The sequence below is a fragment of the Colwellia asteriadis genome (genome assembly GCF_039523295.1).
Taxonomy (GTDB): domain Bacteria; phylum Pseudomonadota; class Gammaproteobacteria; order Enterobacterales; family Alteromonadaceae; genus Colwellia; species Colwellia asteriadis.
Genome location: NZ_BAAAFA010000001.1, coordinates 459,539 through 476,113, shown reverse-complemented (window position 1 = coordinate 476,113; position 16,575 = coordinate 459,539). Strand labels below are relative to the sequence as shown.

Annotated in this window: 11 protein-coding genes; 10 read left to right on the top strand and 1 reads right to left on the bottom strand. The window is 37.9% G+C overall.

Annotation, left to right across the window (positions count from 1 at the left end; genetic code table 11):
* Positions 1-79 precede the first annotated feature (79 nt).
* Positions 80-1,120 (bottom strand): tRNA (adenosine(37)-N6)-threonylcarbamoyltransferase complex transferase subunit TsaD, encoded by a 1,041-nt coding sequence (tsaD, locus tag ABD005_RS01945; protein WP_343814371.1) that lies wholly within the window; start codon positions 1,118-1,120, stop codon positions 80-82.
* A 254-nt stretch (positions 1,121-1,374) separates the two neighbouring features.
* Here tsaD and rpsU point away from each other — a divergent pair, with 254 nt between their 5' ends.
* The 10 genes from rpsU to ABD005_RS01895 all read left to right on the top strand — a co-directional run bounded on the left by rpsU (position 1,375) and on the right by ABD005_RS01895 (position 16,571).
* Entirely contained in the window at positions 1,375-1,590 is a 216-nt protein-coding gene (gene rpsU / locus ABD005_RS01940) for a 30S ribosomal protein S21 (RefSeq protein WP_076420232.1), read from the top strand.
* 38 nt (positions 1,591-1,628) lie between these two features.
* Positions 1,629-2,075 carry a GatB/YqeY domain-containing protein gene (locus ABD005_RS01935; RefSeq protein ID WP_215980245.1) on the top strand — a complete coding sequence of 149 codons (447 nt, stop codon included), beginning with the start codon at positions 1,629-1,631 and terminating at the stop codon, positions 2,073-2,075.
* A gap of 189 nt (positions 2,076-2,264) precedes the next feature.
* On the top strand, positions 2,265-4,022 hold the full coding sequence (gene dnaG, locus ABD005_RS01930) for a DNA primase (protein WP_343814357.1): 1,758 nt from the start codon (positions 2,265-2,267) through the stop codon (positions 4,020-4,022).
* Between the two features lie 188 nt (positions 4,023-4,210).
* Positions 4,211-6,058, top strand: a complete 1,848-nt coding sequence (gene rpoD, locus ABD005_RS01925; protein WP_215980247.1) for an RNA polymerase sigma factor RpoD — start codon at positions 4,211-4,213, stop codon at positions 6,056-6,058.
* 171 nt (positions 6,059-6,229) lie between these two features.
* Entirely contained in the window at positions 6,230-6,847 is a 618-nt protein-coding gene (locus ABD005_RS01920; RefSeq protein WP_343814355.1) for a hypothetical protein, read from the top strand.
* A 953-nt stretch (positions 6,848-7,800) separates the two neighbouring features.
* Complete coding sequence (locus ABD005_RS01915; RefSeq protein WP_343814354.1) at positions 7,801-9,183, top strand: tyrosine-type recombinase/integrase; 1,383 nt, start codon at positions 7,801-7,803, stop codon at positions 9,181-9,183.
* Positions 9,176-13,240 carry a hypothetical protein gene (locus ABD005_RS01910; RefSeq protein WP_343814353.1) on the top strand — a complete coding sequence of 1,355 codons (4,065 nt, stop codon included), beginning with the start codon at positions 9,176-9,178 and terminating at the stop codon, positions 13,238-13,240. Before ABD005_RS01915 ends, ABD005_RS01910 begins: the two co-directional genes overlap by 8 nt.
* Positions 13,233-13,895, top strand: coding sequence for a hypothetical protein (locus ABD005_RS01905; RefSeq protein ID WP_343814351.1), 663 nt, complete (start codon positions 13,233-13,235; stop codon positions 13,893-13,895). Before ABD005_RS01910 ends, ABD005_RS01905 begins: the two co-directional genes overlap by 8 nt.
* Complete coding sequence (locus ABD005_RS01900; protein WP_343814350.1) at positions 13,888-14,358, top strand: hypothetical protein; 471 nt, start codon at positions 13,888-13,890, stop codon at positions 14,356-14,358. Before ABD005_RS01905 ends, ABD005_RS01900 begins: the two co-directional genes overlap by 8 nt.
* A complete protein-coding gene (locus tag ABD005_RS01895; RefSeq protein WP_343814349.1) occupies positions 14,349-16,571 on the top strand; it encodes an AAA family ATPase in 2,223 nt (740 codons plus the stop codon). The genes ABD005_RS01900 and ABD005_RS01895 overlap by 10 nt, the downstream gene beginning before the upstream one ends.
* Positions 16,572-16,575 lie beyond the last annotated feature (4 nt).

The following is a 16,575-nucleotide window of genomic DNA, read 5'->3' as shown; positions in this document are numbered from 1 at the left end:
TTTCAATTTGTTAAATGTCTATTAAACCGAATTCAGGTTAAGTTAGCTGTAATAAACAACTAACTTAACTCTCAACTGACTAATCTTGTTTTACTGGTGGCAATGAGTCGAGTGACCAGCGAGGGCTAGCCTTAAAGGTTAAATCGGCATCAGTACCCGACTTTAAACGCTGCATACCTGCATAAGCGATCATAGCGCCGTTGTCGGTGCAAAACTCAGGGCGAGGGTAGAAAACACTACCACCAAGCTTTTTAGTTGTTATTGCTAATTTTTCTCTAAGGCTGGTATTTGCGCTGACACCACCGGCAATCACCAAACGTTTTAATCCTTCTTGCTGTAAAGCACGTTTGCACTTTATTGCCAGAGTATCAACTACCGCTTGTTGAAATGCATTAGCAATATCTGCGTGGGTTTGTGCAAGTTCATCTGCTGATAAATTAGTGCATTCTTTGCGAACTAAAGTACCTGCTGCTGTTTTTAAACCGCTAAAGCTGAAATCTAAGCCGGGTCTGTCGGTCATTGGGCGTGGTAATTTAAAGCGACCAGCAACACCTTGTTCTGCCATTTTAGATAATGCAGGACCGCCGGGGTAATCTAAGCCTAGTAACTTAGCTGTTTTATCGAATGCTTCGCCGGCAGCATCGTCTACCGACTCACCTAATAGTTTATACTCGCCAATAGCATCAACGCGTACCAGCATAGTATGTCCGCCTGAAACTAATAATGCGACAAACGGAAATTCAGGAATATCATCTTCTAACATCGGCGCAAGTAAATGACCTTCCATATGATGTACTGGCACCGCGGGTAAATCCCAACCGTAAGCTAAACTGCGACCGATAGAGCAGCCAACAAGTAAAGCGCCAACTAATCCAGGGCCTGCGGTGTAGGCAACACCGTCTAAATCTTGTGGAGTTAATTGAGCGTCAGCCAGCACTTCTTTAATTAAAGGGATTGTTTTGCGGACATGATCACGCGATGCTAATTCAGGCACAACTCCACCGTAATCAGCATGTACCGCTATTTGGCTATAAAGGCGATGTGCCAAAATACCTTGCTCATCATCATAAATAGCAATACCAGTTTCATCACAAGAGGTTTCAATACCTAAAATACGCATAACATTGAGCCTTAGAAAAAAAGAGAGCGGCGATTTTACCTGTCATTGCTCTTTTTCTCCAGAATTAACTCAGTAGATTGATAAAATAGCCTTTACTTTATACTCTCGTTAGCAGTAGAATACGGCACCAATTTTTGATAGAGCGGGTGGAGATGAAGCAAATATAACTAACTTAGCGTTAAAACTAAGGGAAATGAGTTAATTTTGCGGGAATCAATACCGATTTTATAGATACATACTAAGGTAAAAAGTACATGCCAGTAATTAAAGTAAGAGAGAACGAACCATTTGACGTAGCATTACGTCGTTTTAAACGTTCATGTGAAAAAGCAGGAATCCTTTCAGAAGTTCGTCGTCGCGAATGTTATGAAAAGCCAACTTGGGAACGTAAACGTAAGAAAGCTGCTGCGGTAAAACGTGCTGCTAAAAAAGTTTCTCGTGAGAACGCTCGTCGCGTTCGCATGTACTAAGAAATATCTTAGTATAGTTATCTAAGAGCTTGATTTAGATGTCACTTCTAATACAACTCAACGATGAAATGAAAGTCGCTATGCGAGCTAAAGACAAATTACGTCTTGGTGTTATTCGCATGGCGCTATCAGCTGTTAAGCAAGCTGAGATTGATCACAATACCGAAGCAACAGATGACAATGTTATTGCCGTATTAACCAAAATGGTTAAACAGCGTAAAGAGTCTATTAAAATGTTTAGCGAAGGTGGTCGTGATGAATTAGCTGAAAAAGAAGCTGCTGAAGTTATTGCTTTAGAGTTTTTCTTACCTCAGCCATTAAGTCATACTGAAATTAATGAATTAATCGCTAATGCAATTAACGAAACCGGTGCTAGCTCTATGGCTGACATGGGCAAGGTAATGGCAGTATTAAAACCATTAATGCAGGGTAAAGCCGACATGGGCGCAGTAAGCGGTCAAGTTAGAGCAGCACTTAACGCATAAGTATTACTTTTCAAAGTATTATAAAAAAACCGCAAGTGCCTAGCACTTGCGGTTTTTGTTTTTTGAACACTAAATAACCTGAGTTCAGACTCAATAATTATTCACACAGCTAAAATAGCTAGCACTTTATCAGTACTTTTTGTGTAGAATAGCCCAGTAATTTTATTTTTTTTGAATGACTAATCAAGTATGGCCGGACGTATATCTCGACAGTTTATAGATGATTTATTAGCACGAGCAGATATTGTTGAGCTAGTTGATTCGCGTGTACCGCTCAAAAAAGCCGGTAAAAATTATCAAGCCTGTTGTCCTTTTCATAATGAAAAATCCCCATCGTTTACAGTAAGCCAAGATAAACAGTTTTATCACTGCTTTGGTTGTGGTGAGCATGGTAACGCCATTTCATTTTTAATGGAGTTTGATCGTCTTGACTTTGTTGATGCTATTGAAGAGCTAGCATCACACTGTGGTATGGAGGTTATACGAGAAGAAAACACTGCCAGCCCAGCGGAGCAACGCCGCCAACAGCAAATACATCAACAAAAGCAAGATGATTACGAGTTGATGTTACAAGTAAGTCGATTTTTCCAGCAGCAATTAAAAGTGGCGAATGATAAAGACGTTGCTATTGATTATTTAAAAGGTCGTGGCTTAAGTGGTGAAATCGTTAAGCGCTTTGGCATTGGCTATATTAGTAATGCTTGGGACGGCATGATGAGCGTTTTTGGTCGCAGTAAAAGTGCTAATCAGCAATTGGTTGATTTAGGTATGGCCATTTCTGGCGAGCAAAATCGCCCTTATGACAGATTTCGTGGTCGTATTATGTTTCCAATACGTGATAAACGAGGTCGTGTTATTGGTTTTGGTGGTCGAGTGCTCGGTGATGAAAAACCTAAATATTTAAACTCCCCTGAAACACGCGTATACAGTAAAGGGCAAGAGCTTTATGGCTTGTATGAAGCCAAACAAGCGAGCAAAGATCTTAAACGTTTAGTGGTAGTAGAAGGTTATATGGACGTGGTTGCTTTGGCGCAACATGGCGTTGATTACGCAGTAGCATCACTAGGCACAGCAACCACCTTTGAGCAACTACAAACATTATTTAGAACAGTTAATGATGTTGTTTGTTGTTACGATGGCGATAAAGCAGGGCGTGGCGCTGCGTGGCGTGCTATGGAAAATGCTCTGCCATTAATGCGAGATGGTTTTTCATTGAAATTTGTATTTTTACCTGACGGTGAAGATCCCGACTCATTAATTAGAGAGCAAGGTAAGCAAGCTTTTGAAGACATTATTGAAAGCGCAGTTCCCTTATCAAAATTTTTATTTGAACAGCTAATGCAGCAAGTCGATATGAATTCATTTGAAGGGCGAGGCGCATTAGTCGAAATGTTTAACCCTTACTTAGCCAAACTGCCTGATAGCAACTTAAAGGATGCAATGTTAAATGATATTGCAAATAACTTTGGCACAGGCAGCGAGCAGTTTTTAACAAAACTCACCAAAAATATCCAACCAGAAAAGCCAGTACAAAAAGCTAAAACTAGCTCTAAAGTAACGCCTGTAAGACTCGCGATTGCCTTATTGTTAGAGCAACCCAGTATTGCTCAAAGCTTAGGGCACGTTGATGTGTTGCGCCCATTAACTATGCCAGGCATACCTCTTTTGATTCAGGTACTTGAAATTTGTTTAGACAAGCCCAATATAAAATCAGCACAGCTATTAGAATTTTTTAGAGATACAGAGCAAGGTAAGCAACTCGCTAAATTAATGTGCTGGCAACATCATATAGAGCCTGAAGCAGCGCAAGATGTATTTTTAGATAGTATTGAAAAATTGCTGAATAATTTTGTTGAACAACGCACAGAAGTGTTATTGCAAAAAGCACGTCTTGGGCAAATGGATCATAATGAAAAGCAAGAGCTGCAAGCATTATTGAATGCTTAACGAATAAATTTTTATTAAGGCTGGATTTTATAGCTTTTGACGCTAAAATTAAGCAGTGTATCTGCTGGTAACTGCTCAAAAAATTCGCTATAATTTCCTGCTTTATTGTGTGTGTGGTATTTGTGAAAGACTTCTCATTTGCACATATTTATATTCCATATTTATAATTCATAGGTGGACACTCGTCAATGGACAAAGCCCCTCAATCTAGACTTAAAGACTTAATAACCAAAGGTAAAGAACAAGGTTATTTAACGTTTGCGCAAGTTAATGATCATCTTCCACAAGACATAATCGACTCAGATCAAGTTGAAGACATTGTAAGTATGATCAACGATATGGGTATTCAAGTATTTGAAAGCGCACCAGATCAAGATACCTTGATGATGAGTGAAGCGAATACCGATGAAGATGCCGCTGAAGCTGCTGCTCAAGCACTTGCCACAGTTGAAAGTGAAATTGGTCGCACAACTGATCCTGTACGTATGTATATGCGTGAAATGGGTACGGTAGAACTATTAACCCGTAAAGGTGAAATAGTTATTGCGAAGCGTATCGAAGAAGGTATTAAAGAAGTACAACGTAGTGTTTCTGAGTATCCGCCAGCAATTAATTATCTCCTTGAAATGTGGGACAATTATGAAGCTGAAGAATTACGTTTAACTGACATTATCACCGGGTTTTTAGACCCAGATGCTGAAGATGATGATATTGCTGCTGCAGCAACACATGTAGGATCTGAGTTATCTAAAGAAGACTTAGAAGACGAAGATACCGAAGACAGCGACGAAGATGACGAGGATGAGGAAGAAGAAGATACTGGTCCTGATCCTGAGTTAGCGCGTGAAAAATTCACTGAATTGCGCGTAGCACATGAAAATGCCACCAAACTGATTAAAGCAAAAGGTCGTGGTCATAAAGACGCACAACTTGCTGTTGATGCGGTTGCCGATGTATTTAAAGAGTTTCGTTTAATTCCAAAATTATTTGATAAATTAGTCGTTAACATGCGAAGCATGATGGACAGATTACGTGTTCAAGAACGATTAATTATGAAGCACTGTGTTGTTGGTGCTGGCATGCCAAAAACAACTTTCATTAAGATCTTCCCTGGTAATGAAACGTCAAAAGACTGGTTTGAAGCAGAAAAAGCTGCAGGGCATAGCTACTCAGCCAAACTAGGCGACATAGAGCTTGATGTAGAGCGTTGTATTTATAAGTTAAACCAAGTTGAAGAAGAAACATTCTTAAACATTCACGGTATTAAAGATATTAACCGTCGTATGTCAATTGGTGAAGCAAAAGCACGACGTGCTAAAAAAGAAATGGTTGAAGCTAACTTACGTTTAGTTATTTCAATTGCTAAAAAATACACTAACCGTGGCTTGCAGTTCCTTGACCTTATTCAAGAAGGTAACATCGGCTTAATGAAAGCCGTTGATAAATTTGAATACCGTCGTGGTTATAAATTCTCAACATATGCCACATGGTGGATTCGCCAAGCAATTACGCGTTCTATTGCCGACCAAGCAAGAACTATCCGTATTCCGGTGCATATGATTGAAACCATTAACAAGCTTAATCGTGTTTCACGTCAAATGTTACAAGAAATGGGACGTGAGCCTACACCTGAAGAATTAGCTGAACGTATGATAATGCCAGAAGATAAAATTCGTAAGGTATTAAAAATAGCGAAAGAGCCAATCTCAATGGAAACACCGATTGGCGATGATGAAGATTCACACTTAGGTGACTTTATTGAAGATGGTAGTGGTGAATTACCGGTAGATTCAGCAACTGCTGAAAACCTTAAAGGTGCGACTCACGAAGTGTTAGCAGGCTTAACAGCTCGCGAAGCTAAAGTATTAAGAATGCGTTTTGGTATTGATATGAATACCGACCATACTTTAGAAGAGGTAGGTAAGCAATTTGATGTAACACGTGAACGTATTCGTCAAATTGAAGCGAAAGCACTACGTAAACTTCGTCACCCATCACGTTCAGAGCAATTAAAAAGCTTCTTAGACGGTGAATAATACCTAGATAAAATACACTGTGTAATATTTAGTGTAAGTTATAAAAGAGTAAATTAGTTAAGCTAGTTTACTCTTTTTTTTATGTCAGTATATAAAATGAAAAGCTGCTGTTTTTTAACCGAAAACCCTGTAAACTTTTCACCAAACTTATTGCTTATTAATAGAGTTATTATGTTACGTACATTAATCACGATTGCTTTTAGTGCTTTACTTGCCGCACCTGCCTTTGCGGCACAAGAAAACAACTTCGAAATGACCCCTTTAATAGGTTATCGCTTTGGTGGTGATTTTGATGTTACCAACAACAGTAAAACCTCTAACCTTAAATTAATAGATGAAGTGAGTTACGGCTTACTTACTGCTTGGAAATACGATAAATTTAGACAAGGTGAGTTTTTAATTAGCCACTATCAAACCAACTTTTCCCAACATAGCGATTTTATTCCATCAAATGATGAACTAGGCATAACCTATGCTCATTTAGGTGGCAATGTTGCTATATCGCAAGGATTAGTGCCTATGTATGTTACAGGAGGCTTAGGCTTAACGTATTTATCACCACAAGACAGCCAACTTGACAGTGAAACTCGCTTTTCAATGAATATTGGTTTAATGACAAAACTGCCGATTACTGACAATGTAAATTTTCAATTAAGTGGTCGTGTATATGGTACTTTCTTTAATTCAGACAGTAGTATTTTTTGTGATCAAAACAATTGTTTAATTTCAATCTCCAGTGATATTTGGGTGCAAAGCGAGGTGAATGCCGGTATTTCTATCGCATTTTAAAGTGTAATAAGCCCACGAGTTAGCTTATTTGCTTAACAAATAAGCTAACAGTAAAAAAGAATAAAATATTTAAAGCTCTTTAGGTGACAATAAAATAAAAAATGCTTATACTGCCCGCGCTTCAATGAATTATCCTATTTGTTAAGCAACATCACCAAACCAAGTGATGGATTTGTGGCCCCTTAGCTCAGTTGGTTAGAGCATCCGACTCATAATCGGCAGGTCCCCCGTTCTTATGTGGTATAGTAAGAGCTAGTGTATTTGAAAGAGTGTAGAACAAGGTTTAACGCCTTGCAATAAAACGGTATTGCCGTTAATATGATTTGCTTATGCAACTTGCATATTTAAAAAACAATTTGGCCCCTTAGCTCAGTTGGTTAGAGCGCCCGACTCATAAGAAATTGTGACCTATGGCAGTAATGCTGTATGGAAAATTGGATGAATTGCTGGAAAGCTTCGTTTCTTTTGAAACATGCCAATCAGCAGCCAAGCCTGATAAGCGTATCAGGAAGGTTCAGAGACTAGATGGCTCAGCACGATCTTGCTGATTAATACATCATTAGCGTCCAACACCCCACCGAAGTATTTCGAGGGTGATGATATAGTCCAGGCCTTTACGAAAGTATTGGATAACCAGAATCGGTAGGTCCTGTGTTCAAATCACAGAGGGGCCACCATACATCATCTAAAGACGCCATATGGCGTCTTTTTTTGTATCAGAAGAGCAGAAAGTTCAACGTATGCACTTTACCTACCACCCAAAACTATATTATAACATCCACGATTTAATGTAGAACTCAATGTAGCGAGGGCACAAAATAACTACTGGAATTTAGTCCATTTGTATATCTCCGTTTAAATACACGTAATCGATTTGATAATCTATATATGCGAGAATGTATTTGCACATTTAAAAAATCCGACTATAGTGGTGAGTAGTAGGAGTAGTATTTATGCAGTACGGTACAGTAAGCAAAGCTTTTTACATGATCGGTGAACCAATTGACGGCATTATTGCTGATAAAGCTGGTAACCTATACCGCCCATATCAGTTTTTTGTTCAACACATGATCGAAAGGGGGTATGCGGCAAATACCGTCAATGGCTATGCCGAACATGTTTATCGCTTCCTGAACTATATCACACGTGCAATTGAGCTTACCCCCGGAGCAATTGATAAATCTTCGCTTAAATTAATCATTATTAGCTACACTAGTTATTTGCTGCATGCTGAAGATGCACCAGATCCAATTGTTAGACAAATTGCGATTGAACAAGGTAAAAGAGAAAAGACATCATTGAATTCTCTTGTACTAATTGATAATGCTATTTCCTACTTCATTCGTTTTGGCGAACTGAAACAACTTGAAGAAGCTGACGAAGGAGATATCACTCCTTTGTTTACAGCTGCAAAAAGTCTAATTAGTTCTTTTGAAAGTAAAAATATTAAAAAGAACAGCATGATTGCCGGTGTCATTAAGGGAGGGTTAACAGCAAAAGAGCGTGTAAGCTATGGTGTACTTATAACAAAAAGGTCAAGTAAAAAAAATAAAGTATATTCGACTCAATCCATCGAACTCTCATGTATTAGCGGCTTGATTGAGTCAGCGACAAACCTTAGGGATAAAACTCTTTATTCATTGTTGGCAGCATCTGGCGCTAGAACGCACGAAGCACTTCAGTTGAGACTTACGGATTTTGATATACATAAAAAAGAGGTGTATCTACGTGATCCGGCAGAAGTAAATAGAAATACGCTTGGATTGACTCCCGAGGAAGAAAGACAGTTAGCATGGAAAGGTAGAAATACAGAAACAACATTTCTTATTGAACCGTTCAAATCAATGTTTTTTCGTTACTTAGGAAAGTATATGAAGCAAGACAGGGTTTCAACTTGTGGTCATCCGTTTATTTTTCAAAACTACAAGACATTAAGACCATTTTTTTGCTCAGATAGAAGCAGTCGCATTAAACAATTTAAAAAGGCAGCAAAGAAATCCGGAATTACAGATACGACTCATATTAGTCCACATTCGATGAGGCACACGTATGGTGGGTATACCCTAAATTACTTACCTCTTCCAAATGATGAGTTTGGTCTCCCCATACAATACGTAAGAATATTGATGGGCCATGAGTCGCTTTCATCAACGGAAATATATGCAAAAGAAGATGAAGATCTTCTGAAAGCACAAATTCAATATGCAAATGAGCTCCTGTTTGATGCAAATGAAATTGATTTAAAAATGATAAGTTTCAAGTATCAAGAGAGTAAGTTGAGAGAAGTAAAGGAGGAGGTAGCACGACTACTCGGCAAGGAGGGTAAAAATGATTAATTGTTCGACGAAGCTGCATTTCTTAAAGTCTGGTTTAGAGCTGGAAGCGTCCGTTCATGATGCAATAGATAAAACAATAAAATTGATTTTTGAACATAACAATATCTCGCAAAGTATTGGTCCATCTCAAGTGACCAGTAAGACTAATGTTAGGCTTTGCTTTTATAAATACTTTCACAATCATCGAAAAGCTAATAGAGTAAAATTTAATGAAGAATGGTGCAGAGAGTTATTTGCTATCAGTCTTGAAGAAAATAAAGACTATAGTAGCCTTGATACTATTTCATTGCTATTACCTGCTATAAAAGATGAAGAGTCGGTAACCAAAACCCTTTATAATATAACTAAGTCTAATTTCAGGTTGTTTTTTTATATATTGTGGGCACAACGTGCAGTCTTACTCCCATTTGACTATAAGCCACCTAAAGCCCGTAGCACAGATTCGTCAAAATGGATTGAGATTGGCTTAAAAATATATCCAGAGACACTCCAGCTAGTTAGAAATGTACACTTCCAAGATAAAAGGTTTGAAGATTTAAGTAACCATTTAGATACTGGAAAAAATTTTGTGAAGGATTTTGGTTACCATTGCTTGATTGCTTCTACTTGGTATTCGATTGAAGATATTGACTTGGATGATATTTTTTCATTTAAAGAATTTTACATTAATCTAAGAAGAAAGAATGCTTCATACGAAAAAAAAATAAAATCTCTTCCCTTTTCATCCATGCTGAAGGGGTTTTTATCTTATGCACCTGAAAGGTGCAGATTCAAGTTAAATGACTTGATAAAAATACAACTTGAACGACAAGATAAATTCAATTCAGAACTTGATGGGGCTGAACTCAAAGTGCACAAACAGTTTCACTTTGACGTTAATTTGACCAACAAGTTAAAGTTTATTTTAACAGGCAACGCACTTGATCGAGCTATAGCAATTAGCTTGAGACATACGTTTGATGTATTGCTAAGTCGACATTATAATAATGAAGTTAGTATGAAAACGCATGGAGCCTTAAGAGACTTCAAAACAACCCGCCTTGGCTTTATATATGTGTTCAAAAGTGTAAAACCTTTAAATAAAAGTGATTTGATTCACCTGTATGAATTACTTGAACATGACTATATTGCAAAACAAGATTTTAATCAGTTTATTTCGAAAGAAAAAGATTTTGGCTTTTGGAAAGTAGAATATTCAGATAACTTTAAATCCGCTCTAAAAGTTTTCTTCCTTGAACTATACAGTGCAGGTGCAATATTACTGCCTTTTGATTTTACTCCTGTAAACACACAAGGAAAAGACTATTCAGAAGGACGCTACCCTGAACTGTTCAATATATTTTTACAGCATAAACAACACCTTACATCAAAGGATAAAGAGAGAGCACAAAAGGTAGGCTTACTCTATAAAGCTATAATTGCATCAAGTTGGCGAAATGTGGAGGATATTCAGTTAAGCGATGCTCTAGAATACCAACGAATGCATCAACAAAAAAAAGATGTAAATCAAACTAAGTTAACTTTAGCATTAGGAGACTTACTGACTCTGATTTATCGCTATGCTCCCGATAGGTGCAATTTTAAACTTAACGATATTCATCTAACATTGTCTGAGGTACCCACAGCTTCATTAATTAAAAAATTAGATCAAGGTAAAATGATTAGTCAGGTTGGTAATGAATGGATAACACTTACAAATCGATATATTAATGAAAAAAAAGCAACGGGGATCAAATCAATTAGAGGCCTAGAAGGAATTCTAGGTAAACTAATTAATCATATATGCATCGATTTGCCTCGTGAGTTAGGTCAAGAAAGTGAATTGATTCCCAATTTTCCTAGCCAATTTAAAAGGAAACATTTTATTGGAGATCAGGAAATACCAAGCTTCAAAGAAAAACTAAGAAAGTCACTGGGTAATGAAAGTTTCAATGCAAATCTAAGAGCTATCTCTTTATTTTTCGACTGGATATTGCTTAATAACGATGGTGATATATCCGGTTTTGTTAACCCTATTTCAGATTTGGATTTTGTAAGGGCTCCTCGTCGAAAAGGGACTAATAAAAAAGCGTTTCCGAGACGTCAATTTTCACATATACACTCATTTACATCGGCAATTTGTGAGTTTTACTGGTATTTAATTTCAGAAAACAGGTTTGTTCCCGGCGGAGTATCTTCAAGACATTGTTATGACACACAGGAAATAGGCTATGTTCCTCTAGTGCTTATTGATGGTAGGTTTCAACCTATCTATTATGTTCCAAGCAACCTCACTTACGAAATAACATCGATGAAGAATGGAGAGTTATATAACTACCCTACCTTTCAAGTGTTGTTTGAAAACTTGATAGCACTTGAGACAGGGTTACGACATATCCACATAAGATGGCTAGATAGAGAAAAGTTTGATTTGACCCATAATCAGATTCCACAAAGTTCTAATTCGCATATTTCTGAGTTACAAGTTCATTATATCGCTGCAAATGAATCAGATAAAATAGAGGTAAGTACAGATAAGGTGAAAACAGAACCATGGAAACCTTATGTCAGCAGTCGTGTGCATAATTTGCTCAGGCGTTTAAAAGCTTTTCAAGATACTCTGGATATAGAGGTTCCTGCCCTATGGTATGACTACCACGAAGGCTCGATACATGGAAAGATAAAATCCCTATTTTGTTCAATGGATGCAACGAAAGATTCACCAAATGTAATAGAAGATGAACCTTGTAGAGTTCAATATAAAAGACTTTTGTTTTTTTACGATTTGTTTATTCAGTTATCAGGATTAGATATCCAACAACTCGGTACAACTTCAAAGAAGTCATTACAAAAAATAGAGGATGCACGTAATTTAGTCAAACAAGAGCGGGATGCAAACCCGAAACTCAGTGAAAGAAGACTCACGATGCTTCTTTGGAAATATGCGACTAAGGCCGCGTTTTATTTCAATGGACAATATAAAACTGATTTCAAACCTCACGGCACACGAGCATCCGTTGCAAGTGAAAAAATTAAGGTATTGCCGCCACAAGCGATTCAGGATTATATAACCGGCCATGAAAGCAGAGCCGTTCTTTCATATTATATCCAAGTAGATCCTGATTGGTTGAAGGAAGTTGGAGATTATAATGAAAATATACTCCTTAGCGAACAACACTTAAAAAGTACCACCAATAGGAATTTAACTGATGAACAAAAAGCACGGGTCAAAAAAAATTTACAGAAGGTAGTTGAGCATGATCCGACGTTATTGGGTAATGACTTTGGGGCTGTCGGTTTTACCGCTGAAAATAGTAAAGAAGATATAGTTGGAGGCCTAAAAACTATAGCAATGACTCCGGTCTCAAATTGTGCATTTATGCCAACACACATATGTCCATTCGGAGGAGTTTGCCCTAAAGAGATTAAAGAAGAGTTTGGTGAACTCCAATGTGGCCAATGCTACTTTTCAGTAAAAACCGTTGACCATATCCCTCGCATACTGGCTCACATTCGTAAACTGAATGATGAATTAAAAGAAAAGACCGAGAATATCATTCAAGCACATGAAGCTGGTGCTGATTTTGAAGCCCTAGATGTGAAAGAGCAAGAGAGAAACCAAATTGCCAATGAAGAAGCTGCTTGGACTTATACTTATGAATTGCTTCAAATCAATTTAGCAAATCTAAAAGGCAGATGTGCTGACGGCACAAAAGAATTTCTTGTCGCACGACCTGATATTTTAATGGAGTACTTTGTCAAAGGAGAAGTCGAAGACAATATCGTAAATGCATTGTTGTTGAGAATTCAAGATGCAAATGCATTTCAGGAATATTTCACGCCACAGTTGAAAGCTCAAATTACTCAAATCAGAAATAAAATTCTTATTAATCAAAAAAAATTCGATCAACTTTTAGAACAACCGGATGGCTTTGAGTTGATAGATGAATTTAGAGGTATTCTTAGAACCTTTACGGAAGCACAGGGGATTTCCTTGAAAGATGCAACAAAATTGTTATCTGAGCCGTTAAGGGGTCCTGAAGGTAACATAAAACTATTAGAGGTAATCAATGGGTAGCGGAGCTAAGAAAGGTGATAATAGATTCGGGGCACACCAGTTAAAAAAACAACAACTCAGGCTGGATTTGATCAAACGGGTACTGGGTGACATAACTAGGCGTAAACAGGTCTACCCAAATGAGTGGCAGTTGGCAGCTCATGTTTCCGAAGAAGTCAATAGGATACTGAAGCTTGAATACCCTAAAATTGCCGAAAAGGAACGATCATTAGTGCACCCCACAACATTAGTAAGGAAAGGTACAAAATATAAAATTGAACTTGAAAAACACCTGTTAAAAAGCGAAAAACTTAGTAGCATAAATGAAATGCGAGCAGAAATACTTACTTATCAGCTGGAAATTTCTGAGCTAAAAGATGAGCTTGCTGCATTCAAAAATTTTGCAAAAAAAAATCTAGGGCAAGTCGAGGGAAAGATGTTAACAACATCTTCAGCTAACAGCGTCAACAAACAAGATGATGCTAGAGCCTTGGATGCAGCACATAAGATTGTGATGGCGTTGGTTGAAGCTTCTGATAACGTTTTTAGCTTCAATGATGGGAAAATAATAAACTGCTCTAGAACAGTAAATAATGTTATTGCTGATGAAAACATGTTGGAGACAACAAGGCTTCTCGACAGTTACCTGTTTAAAGGGTTCGAAAAAGATGACTAAAAAGCTTTCGCCTAATCAGAAACATCAACGAGTGATACAGAGTTTTACTGATTATCTCATCAAGTTAGAAGTCACTGGTGAAAAGCTGCCAATCAATCAAGTTGACGGTAACGTCAATATTTCTGAACTTGCCAGAATATGCGAATGTAAACGAGGGGCATTTCAAAAGCCGAACAATACAATTGGAAAGATGCTTAAGAAGGCAATTGATAATATTGGAACCCAAGCCAAGAGTGTTAACCAAGTAGAATCAGCGCTTAAAACTCAGAAAGATCAAGCTAAAAAAGATGCATCAAAGTTATCAAGAGAATTAGAACGAGTTACAGCGGAAGTCGAAAAATTGCGTAATGTTAATGCTTCCCTAGAGCAAGAATGCAAAGTGCTTAAAAACAAACTACAGGGTCAAATTAACGCCACTGAGTCTATGTTAGATGATGGTAAGAGGCGCTTTTTATGGGAATAATAACAAGGACAACAATACAGGTCACTTCAGTGCATGTTGGTACGTTTGGCGGAGCAATTTTTGGCGGCAAGGATACAAAAAAAAATACCCGAATTCGCTGTGTTGCAAGTTATAAGATTTTAACACGGTCGCCTCAAATAGGTGAATTTTGGTACATTGAGGGATCGTCTAGCAGAAGTGAAGAGTATGGAATTCAAATAAGGCTGACTAAATGTGCGATTACTGACCTTCCTTCCCCGTCATATCTAAGTAGCTTACTCATTAACCACCCTATGTTTCGTGGTTTTGGGCTTGGGAAAAACAAAGTAAACAAGCTCATTAGAGGCGTTGGTTGTGAATTAGAGTTAATAAAACTACTAGATGAAAGTAAGTATCTTCATTTAGCAGATATAATTTCTGAGCCAATTGCCAAGACGCTTTGTGAATGTTGGACGCCATTACAAAATGAGATGCAGCTTGCAAAATTTTTAACTGAGCACAATATTTCACCGTACATGTCAAAACAAATATCCAAAATATGCCATGAAAATGCAGTGAATAGACTAATATCCAACCCTTATGCCTTGCTTGCATTTGCGCCTACCAGTCCGAAGTTATGGAGCACAGTAGAAACCATTGCTTCAAAGCTTGAGATACCAAGGGATGCCCCACAAAGGCTTGTTGGAGCCGTTGAACACTCCCTTTACACAGCCCTCCGTTCTGGTGATACAGCAATGACTAAGAATGAGTTGGTAACACATTCTGAAAAATTACTAGGTAGTCATAAACGTGCTGAATTGGCAATACATGAAGCTTGTAAAATAAAAGCTATCTGTTCATTTCAAACGTCTACCGGTTTATTGAAATTTCAAACGTTCGGTGCAGCTGTTATTGAATCAAGTCTTGAAAAACTCGTGGCAGAACTAGTGAAAGAGCCACTTCAGCTTTCTATCAATGCACCTGAAGCGCAGCGGATTATTAATAAGTACAGTTCTGATTTCATAAAGTTACAAGGCTATTCACTGACGAATGAGCAACTTAATGCAATTAGAATGGTATTCGATAAAAGGATTTCAGTTATCACTGGATACGGCGGTTCAGGTAAAACAACTGTACTTCGAGCCATTGCAGACATAGCAGAAAAACTAGGATTTCAGCCATATTTAACTGCGCTTGCAGGCAAGGCTAAAGATAGGATAGAACAAGCCACAGGGCGCTCTAATGAAAGTTTTACAATCCACGGGTTTATCAAACAGGTGAAAGAAGGCAGTGAGTACGTTAATTTATCTGGCACCCCCATTATCATCATTGATGAAGCATCAATGGTCGATATTGCATTGGCGAATCGGCTACTTTCATTACTTTCGACTACCAATTATCACCTCGTACTTGTGGGTGATCCTGCACAGTTAAGTCCCATAGGCTTTGGACTGTTCTTTCATGTTTTAGTTGATAGTGTGTGTACCCAGAAATTAACAAAAGTTCATCGCCAGACAGCTGATAGCCCCATTCACAAAATGGCAATGAAGGTCAGAAATGGAGAACACTTCCCTGTACCTAAATGGGAAGGACAAGATCATGGAGTATATATTGTTGAGTGCAACCCGGAACAAAAAGACATTATTAAAAAGCTTACAGATACGATGCAAAGGCAAAGATGTCAAATCATCACACCTCATGCTTCATTAAGTGCTGCCGACAATACTTCCGTAATAAATAATGCCATGCAGTTTGTGTTTAATTCACCAAAAATAAACGATTACACTGAAGCAAATGGATATGAGTATTCGCGCCCTGTGGTGCGTCTAGGTGATACTGTGTTAATGCAAAACGATCCTGTTATTGTCACAGTAAACAACTTCAGCCTAGGGCTTTACAATGGTAACACAGGGGTTGTTGAAGAAATTTTGAATAAGAATGGTCAAGACTGCGTTAACATTAGGTTTGATGGTGTTTCAAGGTTGCTTACTAAAGAGAATTGTTTTGAATTAGGTATTGAACTTGCCTATGCAATTACAATTCATAAAAGCCAAGGCAGCGAATATAATGCGATCATCGTTTGTTGTGCCGTGCCAAGTAAACTCCTTGAGCGCAGCATGGTTTATACGGCACTTACACGTAGTAAAAACCTAACTATCTTTGTAGGTTCAAATAGTATGCTTGTTCAGGCCATCAAAAACCAGCCTAGAGCTAGTACTATCAATCATGGATTTTTACCTGAAATTAAATCTTAAAAAT